We start from the raw sequence: 20,825 nt of genomic DNA on the forward strand, positions 1-20,825 counted from the left end.
GGTCACACCGGAGCGCTCACCGGCTGCCGGCCACCGCCGGATCACCCGCCGCCACGAACGGCGCCAGTTCGGCGGCGAGCGCCTCCCCCACCCGGACGTGCAGCAGCGTGCCCTCCGGCAGGTGGGAGGTGCTGAGCACCTCGCCCTGCCGGTGCAGTCGGGCCACCAGGTCCCCCCGGTCGTACGGCAGCACCGCGCGGACCTCCACTGCCGGGCGGGGCAGCCGCTGCTCGATCACCTCGCGCAGCCCGTCGATGCCGCGCCCGCTGTGCGCGGAGACGAAGACCGCATCCGGCCAGAGCCGCTTGAGTCGCAGCAGGGTCTCCTCGTCGGCGGCATCGATCTTGTTGACCACCAGCAGCTCGGGCAGCCGGTCGGCACCGACCTCGGAGAGCACCTCACGAACCGCGCGGACCTGCTCCTCGGGATCGGGGTGGGCGCCGTCGACCACGTGCACCACCAGGTCGGCCTCGGCGACCTCCTCCAGCGTCGAGCGGAACGCCTCGACGATCTGGTGCGGCAGGTGCCGGACGAAGCCCACCGTGTCGGACAGCGTGTAGAGCCGTCCGTCCGAGGTGGTAGCCCGGCGGGTGGTCGGGTCCAGGGTGGCAAAAAGCGCGTTCTCCACCAGCACACCCGCCCCGGTGAGCCGGTTGAGCAGGCTCGACTTGCCGGCGTTGGTGTAGCCGGCGATGGCCACCGCCGGAACAGCGTTGCGGCTACGCCGGGCGCGCTTGGTCTGGCGTACCGTCTTCATGGCCTTGATCTCCCGACGCAGTCGGGCGATGCGGTGCCGGATGCGCCGCCGGTCGGTCTCCAGCTTGGTCTCACCGGGGCCCCGCAGGCCCACGCCGCCGCCGGCGCCGCCGCCGCGCCCAGAGCCGCCGGACTGCCGGGAGAGCGTCTCGCCCCAGCCGCGCAGCCGGGGCAGCAGGTATTCGAGCTGGGCCAGCTCGACCTGGGCCTTGCCCTCCTTGCTCTTGGCGTGCTGGGCGAAGATGTCGAGGATCAGCGCGGTACGGTCGACCACCTTGACCTTGGTGCGCTGCTCCAGGTTGCGCAGCTGGGACGGGGACAGCTCACCGTCGCAGATCACCGTGTCGGCACCGGTGGCGAGCACCGCCGCGGTCAGGTCGTCGACCTTGCCCCGGCCGACGTAGGTGGCCGGGTCGGGGCGGCTGCGGCGCTGGATCAGCCCTTCGAGCACCTGCGAGCCGGCCGTCTCGGCCAGCGCCGCCAGCTCGGTCAGCGAGTTGTCGGCATCACGCTGGCTGCCCTCGGTCCAGACGCCGACGAGGACGACCCGCTCCAACCGGAGCTGGCGGTACTCGACCTCGGTGACGTCGGTGAGCTCGGTGGAGAGGCCGGGGACCCGCCGCAACGCCTGCCGCTCCGACAGCTCGTACTCACCGGTCGTGGCGTCGAGGTCGTCGTCCGAGAAGGGGGTGTGGGTCTCCTGGTCTCGCAAGTTGGGTCTCCTGTCCGTTCTGTGCATGTACCGAACAATCCTGACACGGGTCAACGCGGAACGCGACCGCTATATGCCCGTGGCACAGGTCGCCGAACGCGGGGGCGGCTGCCGTCGGGCCCCGGCGGGCGAGTAGAAATGGCGACGAGCCGCCAGCGACGACGGAGGTATTTCCGTGGCCATCACCAGACTGCCGAGTGCCGGATTCTCGATCACGATCCGGATCGCGGTCCCCGCGGACGCCTCCTCGATCGGCCGGCTGACCACGTCGGTCGGCGAGGCCGGTGCGATCGTCACCGCGCTGGACGTGGTCGACTCCGACCCGACCCACGTGATCGTCGACCTCACCTGCGACACCGCCGACGCCGGCCACGCCGACCAGGTCGTCGAGGCGCTCACCGCGCTCGACGGGGTGGACGTGCGCAAGGTCTCCGACCGGACGTTCCTGCTGCACCTCGGCGGCAAGATCGAGGTGCACTCGAAGGTGGGGCTGCGGACCCGTGACGAGCTGTCCCGGGCGTACACCCCCGGGGTGGCCCGGGTCTGCATGGCGATCGCGGAGAATCCGGCGGACGCCCGGCGGCTGACCATCAAGCGCAACACGGTCGCCGTGGTCAGCGACGGCTCGGCGGTGCTCGGCCTGGGCAACCTCGGCCCGGCGGCGTCGCTGCCGGTGATGGAGGGCAAGGCGGCGCTGTTCAAGCGCTTCGGCGGGGTGGACGCCTGGCCGGTGGTGCTGGACACCCAGGACACCGACGAGATCGTGGCGATCGTCAAGGCGATCGCCCCGGCGTACGGCGGGATCAACCTGGAGGACATCGCCGCGCCGCGCTGCTTCGAGATCGAGGCCCGGCTGCGGGAGCTCCTGGACATCCCGGTCTTCCACGACGACCAGCACGGCACCGCGATCTGCGTGCTGGCCGCGCTGACCAACGCGCTGCGCGTGGTGGGCAAGCAGCTCGCGGACGTGCGGGTGGTCGTCTCCGGGGCCGGCGCGGCCGGGACCGCGATCATGAAACTGCTGCTGCGCCAGGGCGTCGGCGACATCATCGCGTACGACCGGCAGGGCGCCCTGCACCGTGGGCTACCCGACCTGAACCCGGCCTGGCAGTGGCTGGCTGAGAACACCAACCGGGACAACTACTCCGGCGACCTGGCGGGGGCGGTCCGGGACGCGGACGTCTTCATCGGGGTGAGCGCCCCCAACCTGCTCACCGGCGACGACGTCGCCACCATGGCCAAGGACGCGATCGTCTTCGCGCTGGCGAACCCCGACCCGGAGGTCGACCCCCGGGAGGCCCGCAAGCACGCGGCGATCGTCGCCACCGGCCGCTCGGACCAGCCGAACCAGATCAACAACGTGCTCGCCTTCCCCGGCGTGTTCCGGGGCATGCTCGACGCGCACGCCGAGGAGTTCACCGAGGAGATGGCGATCGCGGCGGCCCGTGCCATCGCCGACGTGGTCGGCGAAGACAAGATCAACCCAACGGTCATCGTGCCAAGCGTCTTCGACTCCCGGGTCGCCCCGGCGGTCGCCGCCGCCGTCCGCGCCGCCGCCCAGAACCCCGCCGTCACGCCACCCCCGGCCGCCGACCCGGGGCCGGCCGACCTCCCCGAGATCGCCGCCACCGCCAGCGCCACCCCCTAACCCCTAACCCCCTCCCCCCTCCCCGCCCCCGCCTCCAGCGATCAAGAGGTTTACGTCAACCCACCCGCCATCCCCACCCCAAACCTCTTGATCACCACACAGCACCCCCGTCGGGGCCGGGTGATCAAGAGGTTTGGGTCATCCCGAGCGGCTTTTCTGACCCGAGTCTCTTGATCACCGGGGGCGGGACGGGGGGTGGGGGCGGGGCAGGGTGGGGGCGGGGGGGGGGGGTGGGGGGTGGGGGGTGGGGGGAAGCGGGGGCGGGGTGGTCAGGGGAGGGAGAGGGTGCCGGTGGCGAGCAGGACGGCGGGGCCGGAGAGCCAGCAGGAGTCGGGCGTGACGGTGACCGTGAGGCGGCCACCGGGGACGTCGACGGTGACCGTGCCGGTGTCCCGGGCGGCGTCGCGCAGGGCCACGGCGGCGACCGCGCAGGCTCCGGTGCCGCAGGAGAGGGTCTCGGCCGAGCCGCGCTCGTAGACCCGCATCAGCACGTGGCCGTCGGCGCCGTCCACCGGGTCGCCCGGGGCGGTGAACTCGACGTTCACCCCGTGCGGGAAGACCCGGGGGTCGAACTCGGGCGCGCGGGTGAGGTCCAGGTCGGCCAGGTCGATACCGGTCGGCAGGGCGCAGACCAGGTGCGGGTTGCCGACGTCCACCGCCGCGCCGGGCAGGGTGAGCCCGCCCAGGACGGCGCGCGACGCGTCGTACACCCGGGGGCGGCGCATCTCGACGGCGATGGTGTCGCCGTCGACCCGGGCCCGCACCAGGCCGGCGCGGGTGGCCACCGGCAGGATCCCGTCAGCCGGCGTGGCCAGCCCGGTGGCCAGCAGGTAGCGGACGAAGACCCGGGCCCCGTTGCCGCACATCTCGGCGGACGAGCCGTCGGAGTTCCAGTAGTCCATGAACCACTCGGCCGTGTCGGCGAGGGCGACCCCGTCCGGGTGCTTGGCCGCGCGTACCACCCGGAGCACGCCGTCGCCGCCGAGGCCGCGCCGCCTGTCACAGATCCCGGCGACCAGGCCGGGGGTCAGGTCGAGGGCGCCGTCCGGGTCGGGCAGGATGACGAAGTCGTTGCCGGTGCCATGGCCCTTGGTGAACTCCACGCCCCCATCATCGCCGATGCTCGCCGACCACCCGCAGCGCAGTGTCGACAAACGTCGGCGACGTCGGATCCAGCCAGTGGATCCGCTTGTCACGGCGGAACCAGGAGCGTTGCCGCCGGACGAACCGCCGGGTGGCCCGGATCGTCTCGTCATGCGCCTGCGCCTCGTCGGTCTCCCCGGCCAGGAAGCGCAGCACCTGCTGGTAGCCGAGCGCCCGGCTGGCCGTCCGCCCGTCGGCCAGGCCGTGCCCGCACAGCGCGCGGACCTCGGGGACCAGCCCGTCGGCCCACATCCGGTCGACCCGCCGGGCGACCCGCTCGTCCAGCAGCGCGGTGTCCAGGTCGACGCCGAGCTGCACCGCCGGGTAGTAGGGGGTCGGGTCGGGTAGGGAGGCGGTGAACGGCGCCCCGGTCAGCTCGATCACCTCCAGGGCCCGGACGATCCGTCGCCCGTTGCCGGGCAGGATGCCGGCCGCCGCCACCGGGTCGGCCCCGGCCAGCCGGGCGTACAGCGGGGCCGGACCGAGGTGCGCCAGCTCCGCCTCCAACCGTCCGCGTACCGCCGGGTCGGTGCCGGGGAACTCGAACTGCTCGAGCACCGCCCGCACGTACAGGCCGGAACCTCCGACCAGGAGCGGCACCCGCCCCCGGGCCAGGATGTCGTCGACCGCCGCGCGCGCCAGCCGCTGGTATTCGGCGACGCTGGCCGGCTCGGTGACCGGCCAGATGTCCAGCAGGTGGTGGGGCACGCCATCCCGCTCGGCCGGGGTGAGCTTGGCCGTGCCGATGTCCATGCCCCGGTAGAGCTGCATCGAGTCGGCGTTGACCACCTCACCGCCGAGGGCGTGCGCCAGGGCGATGCTCAGCGCCGACTTGCCCGCCGCGGTCGGCCCGACCACGGCGACGACCGGGCCGCTCACCGCGCCGCCCCGCCCGTCCGCACCCAGGAGGCCACCAGGTAGCCCACGCCGTAGGGTGCCGAGTGGTGACGCAGGTCGCCGCGCCAGTCGCCGCCGGCCGCGTGGACCGCGCCGGCCAGCACCTGCCAGGCCGGTCGGCCGGCGACCCGCAGCTGCGCCGACACCGCCGGGTCCAGGGCGAGCAGCGCGTCGGCGTCCGCGTCGGCCAGGGCCCGAGCCACCCCCTCGTCGTACGCCCCGGCGCGCGGATCGTCGTAGCCGGGCGACTTCGGGCCGTGGCAGGCCGACCCGTCCCCGAGCACCAGCAGGGCCCACGGCCCGTCCACCCCGAGCCCGGCGCCGACGGCGGCACACCGGTCGGCCGGCTCGTCCGGTGCGACGCTCACCATCCGCCAGGCGGTACGTGTCGGCGGCGCGACCCGGTCGACCAGCCAGGCCCCGACCAGGAGACTCAACGGCAGCCGGCGGTCACCGTCGACACCGCCCGACGACCCGACCGGCCCGTCTCCGTCCGGCGCATCGAACCGCTCCTGCGCGGCCGGCGACTCGACCCGCTCTTCCCCGCTCGAAGATTCGGCCCGCGCTTCCCCGGCTGGTGCCTCGACCCGCTCCTGTGCGGCCGGTGACCAGGTGTCGAGGCGCACCGACAGGCGCAGGCCCCAGGGGGTGAAGCTGCCCTGGCAGGGCAGTCCCGGCTCGGTGGTGCGCCCGCCGGAGCCGACCAGCACGACGGTGCGCGCGCCGGTGGCGTAGAGGTCGGTGACGGCGGCGGCACAGGCGGCGCGCAGCTCCGCCAGCTCAGGCGCGGCGGCACCGGCCAGCTCGGGCACGATCAACGGCGGATGCGGGCAGACGGCCGCGGCGAGCAGGGGCACCAGGCAACGGTAGCGGCCCGGCACCGCCCGGCCCGCCTGCCCCGGCCGGTTCGTCGGCACCGCCCGGCCCGCCCGCACCGGCCGGTTCGTCGGCACCGTCGGTGGTCAGCCGGGTTGGCCGCCCCAACCTCCCTGGACCATGGTCTGGAACCGCCACTGCCCGCCGGTGCGGACCAGCAGGTCGGCGTAGCGCACCCGCTGCCGTTCGCCGTCGAGGGTGAACTCGGCCTCGGTGAGCACCACGGCCAGGCTGCGGGTGAGGAAGTACGGCGTGCGACGGCTCTCCATCCGCAGATCGCCACCGCCGCCGAGCACGCCGCCCATCATCTCCAGGTAGGCCGCCCGGTCGAGCTGACGGGCGGAACCCTCGCCGGCCGCGTCGTCGGTGACCGTGTTGAGCGGGAACATCGCCAGCTCGGCGGTGCCGGCCACGTCGCCCGCCTCGGCCAGCGCGTCGTAGTGGCGGAACCACTGGTCCAGCTCGGCGAGATCGGCGGTGTCGGGCACGAACCCGGGGTCGGCCGGGGGCGTCATCCGGGTGTGGGACTGGGTCATCCTGCTCCTCCTCGCCCGCCCGTCGTCCGGGCGGAAGCATCCTGTACGCCGTACGGTACAGCGTACGGCTGATTGCGACACTCCCCCCAGGGAGCCTGTGTGTGGGTGCTAGGACACCGTATGGTCACGGTCAGAGACAGGCGCTCGACGCGGACGGGGGCGGACCTGTGACAATGCCGGGAGCAAGTTGGCTGCGCCGTGGCGGCGATCGCGGGGGGTTTCCCGTCGACGCCGGGAGAACGAGGATGTGCACATGAGCGACTGGACTGCCTTCGGACGGGTGGACGCGGACGGCACCGTGTACGTGAAGACCAGCGAGGGTGAGCGGGTGGTCGGCTCCTGGCAGGCAGGCGCCCCCGAGGAGGGGTTGGCCCACTTCGCCCGCCGGTTCGCCGACCTGGTCACCGAGGTGGACCTGACCGAGGCGCGACTCAACTCGGGCGCCGCCGACGCGGGTGGCTCGCTGAGCACGGTCCGACGGATCCGTGCCTCGCTGGCCGAGGCGCACGTCGTCGGGGACATCGACGCCCTCGCCGCCCGGCTGGACAAACTCGCCGTCGTCGCCGAGGAGAAGGCCGGTGAGGCCCGCGCCGCCCGGGAGGCGGCCCGGGGTGAAGCGCTCGCCCGTAAGACCGCCCTGGTCGAGGAGGCCGAGACGCTGGCCGCCGAGTCGACCGGCTGGAAGACCGCCGGCGACCGGCTCAAGGAGATCCTCGACGAGTGGAAGACCATCCGTGGGGTCGACAAGAAGGCCGACGGTGAGCTGTGGAAGCGGTTCGCCGCCGCCCGGGACGGCTTCACCCGGCGTCGGGGCGCGCACTTCGCCTCCCTCGACCAGCAGCGCAAGCAGGCGCACACGGTCAAGGAGGAGCTGGTCGCCGAGGCCGAGAAGCTCTCCGACTCCACCGACTGGGTGGCGACCGCCAACCAGCTCAAGGAGCTGATGAACCAGTGGAAGGCCGCCCCACGCGCCGCCAAGGAGTCGGAGCAGAAGCTCTGGGAGCGGTTCCGTGCCGCCCAGGACGCCTTCTTCACCCGGCGCAGTGAGGTCTTCTCGGCCCGGGACAACGAGCAGCGGGCCAACCTGGAGCGCAAGCAGGCGCTGCTGGTCGAGGCCGAGGCGTTGGACGTCGACGGCGACCCGAAGGGCGCCCAGGCCAGGCTGCGCGACATCCAGGCCCAGTGGCACGAGGCCGGCCGGGTGCCCCGCGAGGCCGCCGCCAGCCTGGAGCGGCGACTGCGGGCGATCGACGACAAGGTACGCGAGGTGATGGACTCGGCCTGGCGGCGTACCACGAAGGAGGACAACCCGCTGCTCGCGCAGATGCGGACGCAGGTCGCCGAGGCCGAGGAGCGACTCTCCCGGGCCCAGGCCGCCGGGGACGCCCGTCGGGTCAAGGAGGCCGAGCAGGCGCTCGCCTCCAAGCGGCAGTTCCTCCAGCTCGCCGAACAGGCCGGCTGACCTCCACGCACCTCGGAAGCCCTCGCTCCCCACCTCGGGAGCGGGGGCTTCCCCACATCCCACCCCGACAAGATCGTGCTCGATCCTGGTTGTAGTGGCATTCCGACGCTGTGATGCCACTACAACCAGGAAACTGCGCGCGGACTGACGGCACGGCGCGGCGGTGGCACGACGTGACGCATCAGGCGGGCGGGGTGGGGCGGGGCGGGGCGGGGAGCAGGTGGGGAGGGGAGCGGTTGACGCATCGAGGTCGGCTGATCAGAATGGGCGGCAGAGCCAGGTCGATCCCACCGGCGCCAGGGCACCGACGACGGACATCGTCGTCGGGAGTCGCCGGGGCACACGCAGCGAGTGGCCGCGTCCACGTGACCCGGCATGCCGCGCACTGTCCGCGTACCCCCAGCAAGGCGGGACGGGCGGCGGCGGCCGGCGTTCCCCTGGTTTTCCGCCCTGCGTCGCCGTGGCGACGTCGGGCATCCGAAGTGGAGCCCGTATGTACCGACCCCGCATTCTCGGCGCCGCGCTCACCGCGCTCGCCACCGCAGCGACCGGCGTGCTCGTCGCCGCCACCGTCGGCACCGCCCCGGCGTCCGCCGCCGGCACCGGCACCGGATACCTGCACACCAACGGCAACAAGATCGTCGACAGCACCGGCACGACGGTACGGCTGACCGGCATCAACTGGTTCGGCATGGAGACCGACAACCGGACGTTCCACGGTCTGTGGTCGAACAACCCATGGCGCGGGCAGCTCGACAAGATGGCCAGCCTGGGCTACAACACGCTGCGCGTCCCGTACTCGAACGACTCGGTGAAGCCGGGCGCGACGGCCAGCGGGATCAACGATTTCGTCAACCCGGACCTGGTCGGGCTCTCCCCGTTGCAGATTCTCGACAAGGTGATCAACTATGCCGGCAGCAAGGGCATGCGGGTCATCCTGGACCGACACCGGCCGACGTCGGCCGGGCAGTCGCCGCTCTGGTACACCCCGACGGTCTCCGAGGCGACCTGGCTCAACGACTGGAAGATGCTGGCCCAGCGGTACGCCGGCAACACCACGGTGATCGGCGCGGACCTGCACAACGAGCCGCACGCCGAGGGCACCAACCCGGCCGCCACCGGTGCGTGCTGGGGCTGCGGCGACACCGCCCGGGACTGGCGGCTGGCCGCCGAGCGGGCCGGCAACGCCATCCTCGGGGTGCAGCCGAACTGGCTGATCTTCGTGGAGGGGGTGAGCTGCCCCAGCGGCGGCCTGTCGAACGTCTGGGACAACGACACCAGCAACGACGAGGACTGCGGCTGGTGGGGCGGCAACCTGTCCAAGGCCGGGCAGTTCCCGGTCCGGCTGAACGTGGCGAATCGGCTGGTCTACTCGCCGCACGAGTACGCCACGAGCGTCTACGAGCAGGAGTGGTTCAAGGCCGCCGACTTCCCGGCGAACCTGCCGGCGGTCTGGGACCGCTACTGGGGTTACCTCTACAAGCAGAACATCGCCCCGATCATGATGGGCGAGTTCGGCAGCACCCTGGCCGACCCCCGGGACAAGGTGTGGCTGGAGAAGTTGATGGCCTACACCGGCACCGGGGTCAACGGGATGTCCTTCACCTACTGGTCGTGGAACCCGAACTCGGGGGACACCGGGGGCATCGCGCTTGACGACTGGACCAACATCAACACCGCCAAGCAGGCGATCCTCCAGCCGTACCTGATCGCGCCGGTGGGTGGCGGGACCGACCCGACCGGCACCCCGACGCCGACGCCGACCACCACCGGTCCGACGCCGCCGCCGACCACCACCCCGCCGCCGCCGACCACGACGCCCCCGCCGACCACGACGCCGCCGCCGGCCGGTGGGTGCACCGCGACCTACAAGCAGGTCAGTGCGTGGCAGGGCGGCTTCCAGGGCGAGCTGACCGTCAAGAACACCAGCTCGTCGGCGGTCAACCCGTGGTCGGTGACCTGGGCCTGGCCGGCCGGGGTCACCCTGGTCAGCGGCTGGAACGCCGCAGTCACCCAGTCCGGCACGACGGTGACCGCCGCCGGGCCGAGCTACGCACCGTCCCTGGCGGCGGGCGCGTCGGTCACCGTGGGCTTCACCGCCAACGGTACGGCCGCCGCCCCGGCCTCGGTGAAGCTCAAGGGCACCGCCTGCTGAGCCGAAACCGCTGGTAGTTCCGCAACCGGGTCGCCGGTCGACGTTCCGTCGGCCGGCGACCCGCTCGCCGGATCACCCATGCCGACCCGCTCGCCGGATCACCCATGCCGACCCGCTCGCCGGATCACCCATGCCGACCCGCTCGCCGGATCAGCCGTGCCGATGCGGGTGACCTACCACCACAACTGGTACGACGGCAGCAAGCAGCGCAACCCCCGGGTCCGTTTCGGCAACCCGGTGCACGTCTACAACAACTACTACTACAACAACGCCGGCTACGGGGTGGCCTCCACCATGAGCGCCGGCGTGCTCGTCGCGGGCAACTACTTCGAGAACGTCAGGGACACATACCACCTCGGTGAGGCCGACTCCGGGCCGGGCAGCCTGGTGGCCCGCAACAACCACTTCGTCAACTCGCCGGCCGGGCAGACCGGCGGCAGCGTCGCCGGCATCCCGTACCCGTACACCCTGGACACCGCGAGCAGCGTGAAGTCCATCGTGACGGCGGGCGCCGGCGCGGGCCGCATCTCGGTCTGACCGCGCACCGGTCGGGGTCCGCCGTCGCGGCGGGCCCCGACCCGAGCCGGCCTTCCACCGAGCCGGCCTTCCACCGGGCCGGCCGCCGCCGGCCCGAGGGGTCAGTGCGCGGCGCAGCCGGTCGTCGGCGCGGGCTGCGCGGCCGGCACACCCACAGTGGGCAACCCGAGCGACACCCCGGGGGTACGCGGGGCGCGGCCCGCCTCGGCGGCGTCACCGGCCCGGGTCCGGCGGTGGGCCAGCGGGGCGCCGTCGGCGTTGAGGTGGTGCGGGGCGGCGTACGTGATGGTGGTGTGCACGATGTCCCCCGGCCTGATCGCGCCGGGCTGGCCGGGCTGGCTGTTCGCGCCGGTGGCGAAGTGCACCAGGCGGCCGTCGCGGGCCCGGCCGGAGAGCCTGCCGGTGCGCTCGTCCTTGCGGCCCTCGCCGACGGCGACCAGCACCTCGACGGTCTCGCCGACCAGGCGCTTGTTCTCCGCCCAGGTGATCTCCTCGACCGTGGCGATCAGCCGCTCGTAGCGCTCCTGCACCACCTGCTTGGGCAGTTGGTCGGGCATCGTGGCGGCCGGGGTGCCGGGGCGCTTGGAGTACTGGAAGGTGAACGCCGAGGAGAAGCGGGCCGCACGCACCACGTCCAGCGTCTGCTGGAAGTCGGCCTCGGTCTCGCCGGGGAAACCGACGATGATGTCGGTGGTGATCGCCGCGTCCGGCATCGCCGCCCGGACCTTGTCGATGATGCCCAGGTAGCGCTCGGACCGGTACGACCGGCGCATCGCCTTCAGCACGTCGTCGGAGCCGGACTGCAACGGCATGTGCAGCGAGTGGCAGACGTTCGGGGTCTCGGCCATCGCGGCGATCACGTCGTCGGTGAAGTCCTTCGGGTGCGGACTGGTGAACCGGACCCGCTCCAGCCCGTCGATGTCGCCGCAGGCGCGCAGCAGCTTGCCGAAGGCGTACCGGTCGCCGAACTCGACGCCGTAGGAGTTGACGTTCTGCCCGAGCAGGGTCACCTCCAGCACGCCCTCGGCGACCAGCGCCCGCACCTCGGCGAGGACGTCGCCGGGGCGGCGGTCCTTCTCCTTTCCGCGCAGCGAGGGCACGATGCAGAACGTGCAGGTGTTGTTGCAGCCCACCGAGATCGACACCCAACCGGCGTACGTCGACTCGCGCCGGGTGGGCAGGGTGGACGGGAAGACGTCGAGGGATTCGAGGATCTCCACCTCGGCGGCGGTGTTGTGCCGGGCCCGTTCCAACAGCACCGGCAGCGAGCCGATGTTGTGGGTGCCGAACACCACGTCCACCCAGGGGGCCTTGCGGACGATGTCGCCGCGGTCCTTCTGGGCCAGGCAGCCGCCGACGGCGATCTGCATCCCCGGGTGTCTGTCCTTCACGGGACGCAGGTGACCGAGGTTGCCGTAGAGCCGGTTGTCGGCGTTCTCCCGGACGGCGCAGGTGTTGAACACCACCACGTCCGGGTTGGCGTCGGCCTCGGCGAGCCGCACGTAACCTGCCTGTTCCAGCAGGCCGGAGATGCGCTCGGAGTCGTGCACGTTCATCTGGCAGCCGTAGGTGCGCACCTGGTAGGTGCGCGGGCTGCCCGCCGCTGCGGTAGTCATGACGTGCACAGCGTATCCGGGCCGACCGACCCGGGCCGACCGGGAAGACCCAGACGATCAACAACCTTATGGAGGAACCATGTGCCGGAGCATCAAGACCCTGCGTGAGCCGTACGTCCCGACGGTCACGCCGGCCGACATCGAGGCGGCGGCGTTGCAGTACGTCCGGAAGGTGTCCGGTTTCCGGGCCCCGGCCGCACACAACGCCGCGGCGTTCGAGGCGGCGGTGCAGGCGGTGACCGCCGCCACCGCGACCCTGCTGGACCAGTTGCAGGTCCGGGGCGCCCGCCCCACCCCCACCCCCTGAACCACCGCGCGGCGGAACCGGACGGCGAACCCGGCCGGGGCCGTCCGGCCCGGTGACGGAGCCGGGTGGGCGGCGCGGATGGCCGGGCCGGGTGGGCGGCGCGGGTCAGGCGGCTGCCAGGGCGGGGTTGACCGAGTCGGGCGCCCAGCGCGAACGGCAGCAGCGCGACCAGCCCCGGCAGGCCGGGTGGGCCAGCGTGCAGAGCCGGCGGGCGGACAGCACCTCGCCGTCGTCGGTCTCGGTGACCTCGAAGTGCACCGGGCGGATCGTGCCGCCCGGCGCGACCAGCAGGTGCCGGCCGGCGTCGAGGGTGTCGTCGGTCAGCAGGCAGTCCCGGTCGAGCAGCCGGGCCAGCGCGGCGATCGTGCGCAACTCGGGCAGCGACTCGGGTACGCCGTAACAGTCGACGATGGTGCCGAACTCCCCCGGGGTCTCCCAGACGTCGCAGATCACCGCGTATCGGGGCAGCCGGGCCGGATCGGCCACTGCCAGGGGCATCACCACCCGACCGAGCGCCTCGGCCAGGGCCGGGTACACCTCCACGGGTGCGGCCCGGTCGATTCTCCAGTTCCACAGCTCGGTCATGCCGCCTCCTCGCTGCGTTAGTCCCACCGGCCTCCGGATCGGGCCTTACTGACGATGGTGGGGGGCATATGACCGCAACCGGGGGCAAGTTACCGGTCTGTGACCATTCCGGGCAAAATTTCCTAGCTTGCCATTGCTGGGAGTGGCAGGAAGATGACAGTTTATCGGGTACGGTGCCCCGGGCGAGACAGCCGGCACGACGGCCCAGCCCACCCGGCGCGGCGACCGCAGCACGGCGCTCGGCGCACACCACGACGGCGCACGGCGATCGACGCACGACCGCCGCCGCGACCCCCGGCTGTCAGCGGACGACGACCATCGACTCACCCCGGGGCAGCAACTCGCCGATCACCGTGCCGCCGGGCACCTCGCCGGCGACCAGCAGCCCGCCGGAGGTCTGCGCGTCGGCGAGCAGCAGCCGGTCGGCCTCACCTGTCGACCCGAACCCGGTCCACGGGCGCACCCAGTCCAGGTTGCGGCGGGTGCCGCCGCTGACGTGCCCGTCCCGTACCGCCTCCCGGGCACCGGGCAGGTAGGGCACCCGGGCGGCGTCGATCGCCACCGTCAGCCCGCTCGCCCGGGCCAGCTTCGAGGCGTGCCCGAGCAGCCCGAAACCTGTCACGTCGGTGCCGCAGCGGATGCCGGCCGCGACGGCGGCGCGGGCGGCGTCCCGGTTGAGCGTGGTCATCGACACCACCGCCTCGGCGGAGACCACACCGGTGGCCTTGTGCCGGGTGTTCAGCACCCCGACGCCGAGCGGCTTGGTCAGCGACAGCGGCAGCCCGGCCCGGCCTGCGTCCAGGGTGATCAGCTCCTCGGGGCGGACCAGCCCGGTCACGGCGAGGCCGTACTTCGGGCCGTCGTCGTCGACGCTGTGCCCGCCGGCCAGGTGGCAGCCGGCCTCGCGGGCCACGTCCTGACCGCCGCGCAGCACCTCCCGGGCCAGCTCCAGCGGCAGCGTGTCCCGGGGCCAGCAGAGCAGGTTCAGCGCGACAAGCGGGGTGCCGCCCATGGCGTACACGTCCGACAGGGCGTTGGCGGCGGCGATCCGCCCCCAGTCGTAGGCGTCGTCGACGACCGGGGTGAAGAAGTCGGCGGTGGTGACCAGGCCGGTCCGTTCGTCCAGCCGGACCACAGCGGCGTCGTCGCCGTGGTCCAGGCCGACCAGCAGCTCGGCGGTGCCGGTGGCCGGGCCGAGACCGGCGACCATGGTCTCCAACTCCCCCGGTGGGATCTTGCAGGCGCAGCCGCCACCACGCGCGTACTCGGTCAGGCGGACCCGGTCGGTCATCCCCCCATGATCTCCGCCACCCCACCGGCCCGCCACCCGACGGACCCGACAGGCGACGGAATTCGGACGTCGGCGCACACCCGACACCGGTGTTACCTCTCCGTGACCCGTTGAGTTGCGATCCGCCACGTCGCCCCGCCTACAGTGGCCCAACACGGGGGTCGACCGACCCCGCTTTCCGGTACGACGACAGGGACGGTGGACGACGTGACGACCGGCGAACCGCTGATCGTGCTGGACGGGGTCAACAAGTGGTTCGGCCCACTGCACGTGCTGCACGACGTGTCACTCTCCGTCGGCAAGGGTGAGGTCGTCGTGGTGATCGGGCCGTCCGGCTCCGGCAAGTCGACGCTCTGCCGGGCGATCAACCGGCTGGAGCCGATCAACGACGGGACGATCACCTTCGACGGGCAGCCGCTGCCGGCCGAGGGTCGGGCGCTGGCGAAGCTGCGCAGCGAGGTCGGCATGGTCTTCCAGTCGTTCAACCTCTTCGCCCACAAGACCATCCTGGAGAACGTCACCCTCGGGCCGATCAAGGTCCGCAAGGAGAAGCCGGCCGCCGCCCGCGAGCGCGGCCTGGCCCTGCTCGACCGGGTCGGCATCGCCAACCAGGCCGACAAGTTCCCGGCCCAGCTCTCCGGCGGCCAGCAGCAGCGGGCCGCGATCGCCCGCGCGCTGGCCATGCAGCCCAAGGCGATGCTCTTCGACGAGCCGACCAGCGCGCTCGACCCGGAGATGGTCGGCGAGGTGCTGGACGTGATGACCTCGCTGGCCGGCGAGGGCATGACGATGGTGGTGGTGACCCACGAGATGGGCTTCGCCCGGCACGCCGCCAACCGGGTCATCTTCATGGCCGACGGGCAGCTCGTCGAGGACGCCCCGCCGACGGAGTTCTTCGCCAACCCGCGCAGCGAGCGGGCCCGGGACTTCCTCTCCAAGATCCTCACGCACTAGGCGTCCGTAGTGGAGCGCGCCGGCCCCCGGTGGGTTCCGACGAAGAAGGAGATCAGTATGCGTATGAAGCGCGTGGCGGCAGTCGCCGCGGCGGCTACTCTGGCGCTCGGTCTGGCCGCCTGCGGTGGCGACGACGCCGACGAGGGCACCGGTTCCGGCAGCAAGTCCTTCGCCGCCGGCAGCACCATGGAGAAGCTCAACAAGGCGCAGAAGATCAAGATCGGCACCAAGTTCGACCAGCCCGGCTTCGGCCAGAAGGGCCTGTCGGGCAAGCCGGAGGGCTTCGACGTCGAGGTCGCCAAGCTCATCGTCAAGGAGCTGGGCATCCCCGAGGACAAGATCGAGTACGTCGAGACGCCGTCGAAGGTCCGTGAGGACGTCATCGTCAACGGCACCGTCGACCTGGTCGCGGCGACCTACACGATCAACGACAAGCGCAAGGAGCGGATCGCCTTCGCGGGCCCGTACTACGAGGCCGGCCAGAACATCCTGGTCAAGAAGGACGACAGCACCATCACCGGCCCGGACTCCTTCAAGGACGGCACCAAGAAGGTCTGCTCGGTGACCGGCTCCACGCCGGCCGAGGAGATCAAGAAGCACGTCAAGGACGTCGGCACCCAGCTGGTGCTCTTCGACACCTACGACAAGTGCCGCGACGCCCTCAAGGGCGGCCAGGTCGACGCCGTCACCACGGACAACGTGATCCTGCTCGGTTACATCGCCAAGGACGAGGCGTCGTTCAAGCTGGCCGGCGAGAACTTCACCAAGGAGCCGTACGGCATCGGGGTGAAGAAGGAGGACAACGACTTCCGCACGTTCATCAACGACACGCTGGAGAAGGCGTTCAACGACGGCAGCTGGAAGAAGGCGTGGGACGACACCGCCGGCAAGTTCGGCGCGGAGCTGGGCAGCGCGCCCACCGTCAACCGTTACTGATCTGACCTCGATCTGGAGGGTGGGGAGGAACACCGGCCCGTGAGTGTGCTCATCGACAAGTTCGACGTCTTCGCGGGTGGTTTCTGGCTCACCCTCCAGATCTGCGTACTCGCCGCGATCGGCGCCCTGATCCTGGGCGCCGTCATGGCGGTGCTACGCATCTCGCCGGTGCCACCGCTGCGCGCCGTCGGCACCGCCTACGTGAACATCTTCCGGAACATGCCGCTGACCGTGGTGATGTTCTTCGCCGCCTTCGGTCTGCCGGCGCTCGGCTCCAACGCCGACTTCCTGCGGATCCCCGTGCTGGACTCGCTCTTCACCCGGCTCGGCACCGACCTGCCGTACTTCCGCTTCGCACTGATCGCCCTGGTGCTCTACACCGCCGCCTTCGTCTGCGAGGCACTGCGTTCCGGGGTGAACGCGGTGCCCGCCGGTCAGGCCGAGGCGGCCCGCTCGCTCGGCCTGACCTTCGGTCAGAACCTGCGGCACGTGGTGCTGCCGCAGTCCTGGAAGGCCTCGGTGGTGCCGCTCGGGTCGGTGATCATCGCGATGATCAAGAACTCGGCGCTGATCGGCTTCTTCGGCGTGGTCGGCGACCTCTCCCAGAGTGCCGACCAGCTCACCTCCGCCGAGGGCTACGCCTTCATCCCGGTCGCCATCGGCATCTCGATCGGCTACCTGATCATGACCGTGCCGCTCGGCGCCCTGCTCGACCGGCTGGAGAAGCGACAGGCGGTGGCTCGATGAGTCAGCAGACCAGCGTCCTGTACGACGTACCCGGCCCCCGCCAACGGCGGATCACCCTGATCAGCAGCATCGTCGCCACCGTGCTGCTGGCCGTCGGGGCGTACTTCCTGATCTACCGCCCGCTGGACGACAAGGGCCAGTTCTCGATGGAGCTGTGGGGTCCGCTTGTCGACCCCTCCAACGAGAACTTCTCCCAGGTGTGGGACCGGATCGGCCTCGGCCTCAAGAACACCCTGACCGCCGCCGCGCTGGCCATCGTCGCCTCGCTGGTGGTCGGCACCCTGCTCGGAGTGCTGCGGATCCAGCTCAAGAGCCTGACCCGGCGGCGCTTCACCGGGCTGGCCACCCCGCTGGCCTACCTGCTGCGCGGGCTCAGCGCCGTGCTCTCGGCGGTCACCCGGGTCTGCGTCGAGGTGTTCCGGGGCCTGCCGGTGGTGCTCACCATCTTCTTCGTGGCCCGGGGCTTCCCCGAGTTCGGCATCTCCTTCGACACGCTGTGGTATTTGGTCATCGGCCTGACCGTCTACAACTCCGTGGTCATCGCCGAGATCCTCCGCTCCGGTATGGAGGGGCTACCCGGCGGGCAGGCCGAGGCCGCCGCCGCGATCGGCCTCTCCCCCGCGCAGACCACCCGGATGATCCTGCTCCCCCAGGCGTTCCGGATCATGCTGCCGGCGCTGATCAGCCAGCTCGTCGTGGTGCTCAAGGACACCTCGCTGGGCTTCATCATCAGCTACGAGGAAACACTCAACATCGGCAAGCAGATCATCGGCGTACTGGACAACCCGATCCAGGTCTACGTGGTGATCGCCGCCATCTTCATCCTGGTCAACTACTCGCTGTCGAAGCTGGCCCAGTACGTCCAGCGCCGACTCTCCCGGGGCCGCAAGTCGGCCGGCACCCCGGCCCCGCAAGCTCCGGCCACCGCGCTCGTCTCCCAGGCCGGAGGCGGAGGCGGAGCCGGTAGCTGACCCGCAGCCTGCACAGCACGAGGGCCGGTCCGGAGTTCCGGGCCGGCCCTCGCCGTGTCGTCCGGCGGTCGCTGTCGTGTCGCACCAGGTCACTCTCGTCACGCATTCCGGTGGGCCGGCGGCGGGCCGACCGGTAGCAGAGCGCGTGAGTGGTGAAGCGGCCGGGTGGTGGGTCAGCGGGCGATCTCGGTGACCCGGGACTCGCGGACCACTGTCACCCGGATCTGCCCCGGGTAGGTCAGCTCCTCCTCGATCTGCTTGGCCACGTCCCGCGCGAGGACCGCCGCGCCGATGTCGTCGACGTCGTCCGGCTTGACCATCACCCGGATCTCCCGGCCCGCCTGCATGGCGAAGACCTTCTCCACGCCGATCTTGCCGGCCGCGATCTCCTCGATCCGTTCCAACCGCTTGACGTACGCCTCCAGGCTCTCCCGCCGGGCCCCGGGCCGACCGCCCGAGCAGGCGTCGGACGCCTGGGTGAGGACCGCCTCGATGGTCTGCGGCGGCACCTCGTTGTGGTGCGCCTCGATGGCGTGCACCACGTCCTCGCTCTCGCCGTACTTGCGGGCCAGGTCGGCGCCGATGATCGCGTGGCTGCCCTCCACCTCGTGGGTGAGCGCCTTGCCGATGTCGTGCAGGAACGCCGACCGCTTTATCGTCGGCACGTCCAACCGCAGCTCGGCGGCCATGATCCCGGCGATGTGCGCGGTCTCCACCAGGTGCTTGAGCACGTTCTGCCCGTACGACGTCCGGTAGCGCAGCCGACCGAGCAGGGTGACCAGCTCGGGGTGGATCTCGGTGATGCCCACCTCCACCAGCGCGTCCTCGGCGGCCCGGTGGCACAGCTCCTCCACCTCCTGCCGGGCCAGGTCGTGCACCTCCTCGATCCGGTGCGGATGGATCCGGCCGTCGAGGACCAACTTCTCCAGGGTGAGCCGGCCGACCTCGCGGCGCACCGGGTCGAAGCAGGAGAGCAGCACCGCCTCCGGGGTGTCGTCGATGATCAGGTTGACCCCGGTCACCGACTCGAAGGCGCGGATGTTGCGCCCCTCCCGGCCGATGATCCGCCCCTTCATCTCGTCCCCCGGCAGGTGCAGCACGCTTACCACGCTCTCCGCGGTCTGCTCGCTGGCCACCCGCTGGATGGCGTCCACCACGATGTGCCGGGCGCGCTGCTCGGCGGTGTTGCGGGCGTCGGACTCGATGTCCCGCACCAGCAGCGCCGCCTCCCGCTTCGCCTGGGTCTCGATCACCTCGATCAGCTCCGTGCGGGCCGAATCGGCGGTCAGCCCGGCGACGCGTTCCAACTCCCGACGCCGCTGCTCCTCGGCCACCGTCAGCGCCGCCTCCCGGGCGCTGATCGCCGCCTCCCGCTCGGCCAACGCGGCGCTGGCGGCGGTGAGCTGCCGCTCGCGTTCGGCCAGCCGCTCCACCTCCTCGGTGTGCAGCCGCTCCCGCTCGTCCATCCGGGCGGCCCGGCGTTCCACCTCGGCCGCCTGCTCCCGCGTCGTGGCGGCGAGCACCGCCACCTCACGCTCACCGCTGCGCCGGGCGCTGGCGCGCAACTGCTCGGCGTCCGCCTCGGCCTGCTTGTGGGCGCGCTCCAGGACGGTGTCCGCCTCGGCCCGGGCGTCGTCGAGGACCCGCCGGGCCTCCGCCCGGGCCGACTTCGCCTCCGCCTTGGCCCCGGCCGCCTCGGCACGGGCCGCCGAGGCGGCGGACTTCGCCACGTCGATGGTGCTGTTCACCTCGTCGGCGGCGGTCCGCAACGCGGCAAGCGACTGTTCCTGACGGTCCTTCTCGGCGATAAAGGCGGGGTCCTCCGGGGCCGGGGCGGCACCGATGCGGCGCAACGCCCGGACGCCGATCAGGACGGCACCGACCACCACCAGGGCGAGGACCCCGACGACGACCAGGAGCACCACGTCGAAGGTGTTCATGCCGATGTCCCGTCACCAGGGCCGGTGGGCCGCCACACCGCGTCGGCGCACCCGCGCTCGCCACCGCCTCCTGGGGACCCCCGGTCCCTGTGCCGACCCACCATGGTCGTGCCTCCCCAAACGTCTACGCCGCAGGGGAACCGTGCCGATGGGCACGCACCTCTGCGGCTCTGGACGCCCGACCGAGCGGCTGGCCGTGGGGATAGCTCTCCGTCGGCGGTGCCCATGCGGCATCGCCGACAGCCGGGTGCAGTTGTCGGGTCGGCTCCGGACCGGCTGTCCGGAACGACCGTCAAGGCCGGTGGAGCTGGCCAAAGTGATGCGGTTCTGTTACGAGATCTATGTTGTGCGCTTAGCCTGCGCTGGTCGGGCAAAGTGAGCCTGTATGGCGAGGCTAGGTCTCGGAAGGCCGATCGGTCAAGAACTCATGATCAAACCCCCCGAACGGAGAGAGTTGGCAACGTCACCCATTGGTGATGCAAGTCCGGACACGAGACCACAAACCTCCCAGCGGTACGCCCCACCGATCACCCTCCGGACCAGACCGCTCCCCGCAACCCCGATCGTCCCCCCGCCCCGCCCCCACTCGCCTGCGCCTGCGCCTGCGCCTGCGCCTACAAGATCGCATTATTTCCTGGTTGTAGTGGCCTCGAACGTTCCTGGGGTTGTAGTGGCCTCGAACGTTCCTGGTTGTAGTGGCCTCGAACGCGACGGATACCACTACAACCAGGTCAACACCGTTGCGTTAGGTGGAAC

General features: G+C 71.6%; 18 protein-coding genes. 9 read left to right on the top strand and 9 right to left on the bottom strand.

The window, feature by feature from the left end; all coding sequences use genetic code 11:
* Window positions 1-16 precede the first annotated feature (16 nt).
* Window positions 17-1,495 (bottom strand): GTPase HflX, encoded by a 1,479-nt coding sequence (gene hflX, locus OHQ87_RS16560; RefSeq protein WP_328338828.1) that lies wholly within the window; start codon window positions 1,493-1,495, stop codon window positions 17-19.
* 148 nt (window positions 1,496-1,643) lie between these two features.
* Here hflX and OHQ87_RS16565 point away from each other — a divergent pair, with 148 nt between their 5' ends.
* On the top strand, window positions 1,644-3,116 hold the full coding sequence (locus tag OHQ87_RS16565) for an NAD-dependent malic enzyme (RefSeq protein WP_328338830.1): 1,473 nt from the start codon (window positions 1,644-1,646) through the stop codon (window positions 3,114-3,116).
* A gap of 269 nt (window positions 3,117-3,385) precedes the next feature.
* Here the strand turns inward: OHQ87_RS16565 and dapF are convergent, their stop codons facing one another.
* The 4 genes from dapF to OHQ87_RS16585 all read right to left on the bottom strand — a co-directional run bounded on the left by dapF (window position 3,386) and on the right by OHQ87_RS16585 (window position 6,568).
* Window positions 3,386-4,219 carry a diaminopimelate epimerase gene (dapF, locus tag OHQ87_RS16570; RefSeq protein WP_328338832.1) on the bottom strand — a complete coding sequence of 278 codons (834 nt, stop codon included), beginning with the start codon at window positions 4,217-4,219 and terminating at the stop codon, window positions 3,386-3,388.
* Window positions 4,220-4,226: 7 nt separating this feature from the next.
* A complete protein-coding gene (miaA, locus tag OHQ87_RS16575) occupies window positions 4,227-5,165 on the bottom strand; it encodes a tRNA (adenosine(37)-N6)-dimethylallyltransferase MiaA (protein WP_442930836.1) in 939 nt (312 codons plus the stop codon).
* Window positions 5,135-6,016, bottom strand: coding sequence for a hypothetical protein (locus OHQ87_RS16580; RefSeq protein ID WP_442930837.1), 882 nt, complete (start codon window positions 6,014-6,016; stop codon window positions 5,135-5,137). Before OHQ87_RS16580 ends, miaA begins: the two co-directional genes overlap by 31 nt.
* Window positions 6,017-6,118: 102 nt before the next feature.
* Window positions 6,119-6,568: a hypothetical protein gene (locus OHQ87_RS16585; protein ID WP_328338838.1), complete on the bottom strand. Its 450-nt coding sequence runs from the start codon at window positions 6,566-6,568 to the stop codon at window positions 6,119-6,121.
* A 253-nt stretch (window positions 6,569-6,821) separates the two neighbouring features.
* On the opposite strand from OHQ87_RS16585, the gene OHQ87_RS16590 reads away from it, so the two are divergent.
* The 3 genes from OHQ87_RS16590 (at window position 6,822) to OHQ87_RS16600 (ending at window position 10,722) form a co-directional block, all read left to right on the top strand.
* Window positions 6,822-8,030 (top strand): DUF349 domain-containing protein, encoded by a 1,209-nt coding sequence (locus tag OHQ87_RS16590; protein WP_328338840.1) that lies wholly within the window; start codon window positions 6,822-6,824, stop codon window positions 8,028-8,030.
* Window positions 8,031-8,523: 493 nt separating this feature from the next.
* Window positions 8,524-10,185 carry a cellulase family glycosylhydrolase gene (locus OHQ87_RS16595; RefSeq protein WP_328338842.1) on the top strand — a complete coding sequence of 554 codons (1,662 nt, stop codon included), beginning with the start codon at window positions 8,524-8,526 and terminating at the stop codon, window positions 10,183-10,185.
* Window positions 10,186-10,347: 162 nt separating this feature from the next.
* Window positions 10,348-10,722, top strand: coding sequence for a pectate lyase family protein (locus tag OHQ87_RS16600; protein ID WP_328348882.1), 375 nt, complete (start codon window positions 10,348-10,350; stop codon window positions 10,720-10,722).
* A 101-nt stretch (window positions 10,723-10,823) separates the two neighbouring features.
* Here OHQ87_RS16600 and miaB read toward each other — a convergent pair whose 3' ends face one another.
* Window positions 10,824-12,338: a tRNA (N6-isopentenyl adenosine(37)-C2)-methylthiotransferase MiaB gene (gene miaB / locus OHQ87_RS16605; RefSeq protein WP_328338844.1), complete on the bottom strand. Its 1,515-nt coding sequence runs from the start codon at window positions 12,336-12,338 to the stop codon at window positions 10,824-10,826.
* A gap of 79 nt (window positions 12,339-12,417) precedes the next feature.
* Between miaB and OHQ87_RS16610 the strand changes: the two genes are divergently transcribed.
* Window positions 12,418-12,645 (top strand): DUF2277 family protein, encoded by a 228-nt coding sequence (locus tag OHQ87_RS16610; protein ID WP_328338846.1) that lies wholly within the window; start codon window positions 12,418-12,420, stop codon window positions 12,643-12,645.
* A 105-nt stretch (window positions 12,646-12,750) separates the two neighbouring features.
* Here the strand turns inward: OHQ87_RS16610 and OHQ87_RS16615 are convergent, their stop codons facing one another.
* Window positions 12,751-13,230: a hypothetical protein gene (locus tag OHQ87_RS16615; RefSeq protein ID WP_328338848.1), complete on the bottom strand. Its 480-nt coding sequence runs from the start codon at window positions 13,228-13,230 to the stop codon at window positions 12,751-12,753.
* A 301-nt stretch (window positions 13,231-13,531) separates the two neighbouring features.
* Window positions 13,532-14,521, bottom strand: a complete 990-nt coding sequence (gene selD, locus OHQ87_RS16620; protein ID WP_328338850.1) for a selenide, water dikinase SelD — start codon at window positions 14,519-14,521, stop codon at window positions 13,532-13,534.
* A gap of 198 nt (window positions 14,522-14,719) precedes the next feature.
* On the opposite strand from selD, the gene OHQ87_RS16625 reads away from it, so the two are divergent.
* From OHQ87_RS16625 to OHQ87_RS16640, 4 genes are read left to right on the top strand one after another with little or no spacing between them, the layout of a single operon-like run.
* On the top strand, window positions 14,720-15,475 hold the full coding sequence (locus OHQ87_RS16625; protein ID WP_328338852.1) for an amino acid ABC transporter ATP-binding protein: 756 nt from the start codon (window positions 14,720-14,722) through the stop codon (window positions 15,473-15,475).
* A 57-nt stretch (window positions 15,476-15,532) separates the two neighbouring features.
* On the top strand, window positions 15,533-16,411 hold the full coding sequence (locus OHQ87_RS16630; RefSeq protein ID WP_328338854.1) for a glutamate ABC transporter substrate-binding protein: 879 nt from the start codon (window positions 15,533-15,535) through the stop codon (window positions 16,409-16,411).
* Window positions 16,412-16,450: 39 nt separating this feature from the next.
* Window positions 16,451-17,158, top strand: coding sequence for an amino acid ABC transporter permease (locus tag OHQ87_RS16635; protein ID WP_328338856.1), 708 nt, complete (start codon window positions 16,451-16,453; stop codon window positions 17,156-17,158).
* On the top strand, window positions 17,155-18,129 hold the full coding sequence (locus tag OHQ87_RS16640) for an amino acid ABC transporter permease (protein WP_328338858.1): 975 nt from the start codon (window positions 17,155-17,157) through the stop codon (window positions 18,127-18,129). The genes OHQ87_RS16635 and OHQ87_RS16640 overlap by 4 nt, the downstream gene beginning before the upstream one ends.
* A 173-nt stretch (window positions 18,130-18,302) precedes the next feature.
* Here OHQ87_RS16640 and rny read toward each other — a convergent pair whose 3' ends face one another.
* Window positions 18,303-20,069, bottom strand: coding sequence for a ribonuclease Y (gene rny, locus OHQ87_RS16645; protein WP_328338860.1), 1,767 nt, complete (start codon window positions 20,067-20,069; stop codon window positions 18,303-18,305).
* Between the last annotated feature and the right edge of the window lie 756 nt (window positions 20,070-20,825).

The sequence above is a fragment of the Micromonospora sp. NBC_00421 genome, assembly GCF_036017915.1.
GTDB lineage: Bacteria > Actinomycetota > Actinomycetes > Mycobacteriales > Micromonosporaceae > Micromonospora.

Bases quoted from the DNA above. Each gene is read 5' to 3' on its own strand.
- hflX (WP_328338828.1), bottom strand. From the start codon at position 1,495: ATGCACAGAACGGACAGGAGACCCAACTTGCGAGACCAGGAGACCCAC.
- OHQ87_RS16585 (WP_328338838.1), bottom strand. From the start codon at position 6,568: ATGACCCAGTCCCACACCCGGATGACGCCCCCGGCCGACCCCGGGTTC.
- OHQ87_RS16590 (WP_328338840.1), top strand. From the start codon at position 6,822: ATGAGCGACTGGACTGCCTTCGGACGGGTGGACGCGGACGGCACCGTG.
- OHQ87_RS16595 (WP_328338842.1), top strand. From the start codon at position 8,524: ATGTACCGACCCCGCATTCTCGGCGCCGCGCTCACCGCGCTCGCCACC.
- OHQ87_RS16600 (WP_328348882.1), top strand. From the start codon at position 10,348: ATGCGGGTGACCTACCACCACAACTGGTACGACGGCAGCAAGCAGCGC.
- miaB (WP_328338844.1), bottom strand. From the start codon at position 12,338: ATGACTACCGCAGCGGCGGGCAGCCCGCGCACCTACCAGGTGCGCACC.
- OHQ87_RS16610 (WP_328338846.1), top strand. From the start codon at position 12,418: ATGTGCCGGAGCATCAAGACCCTGCGTGAGCCGTACGTCCCGACGGTC.
- OHQ87_RS16615 (WP_328338848.1), bottom strand. From the start codon at position 13,230: ATGACCGAGCTGTGGAACTGGAGAATCGACCGGGCCGCACCCGTGGAG.
- selD (WP_328338850.1), bottom strand. From the start codon at position 14,521: ATGACCGACCGGGTCCGCCTGACCGAGTACGCGCGTGGTGGCGGCTGC.
- OHQ87_RS16630 (WP_328338854.1), top strand. From the start codon at position 15,533: ATGCGTATGAAGCGCGTGGCGGCAGTCGCCGCGGCGGCTACTCTGGCG.
- OHQ87_RS16640 (WP_328338858.1), top strand. From the start codon at position 17,155: ATGAGTCAGCAGACCAGCGTCCTGTACGACGTACCCGGCCCCCGCCAA.
- rny (WP_328338860.1), bottom strand. From the start codon at position 20,069: ATGAACACCTTCGACGTGGTGCTCCTGGTCGTCGTCGGGGTCCTCGCC.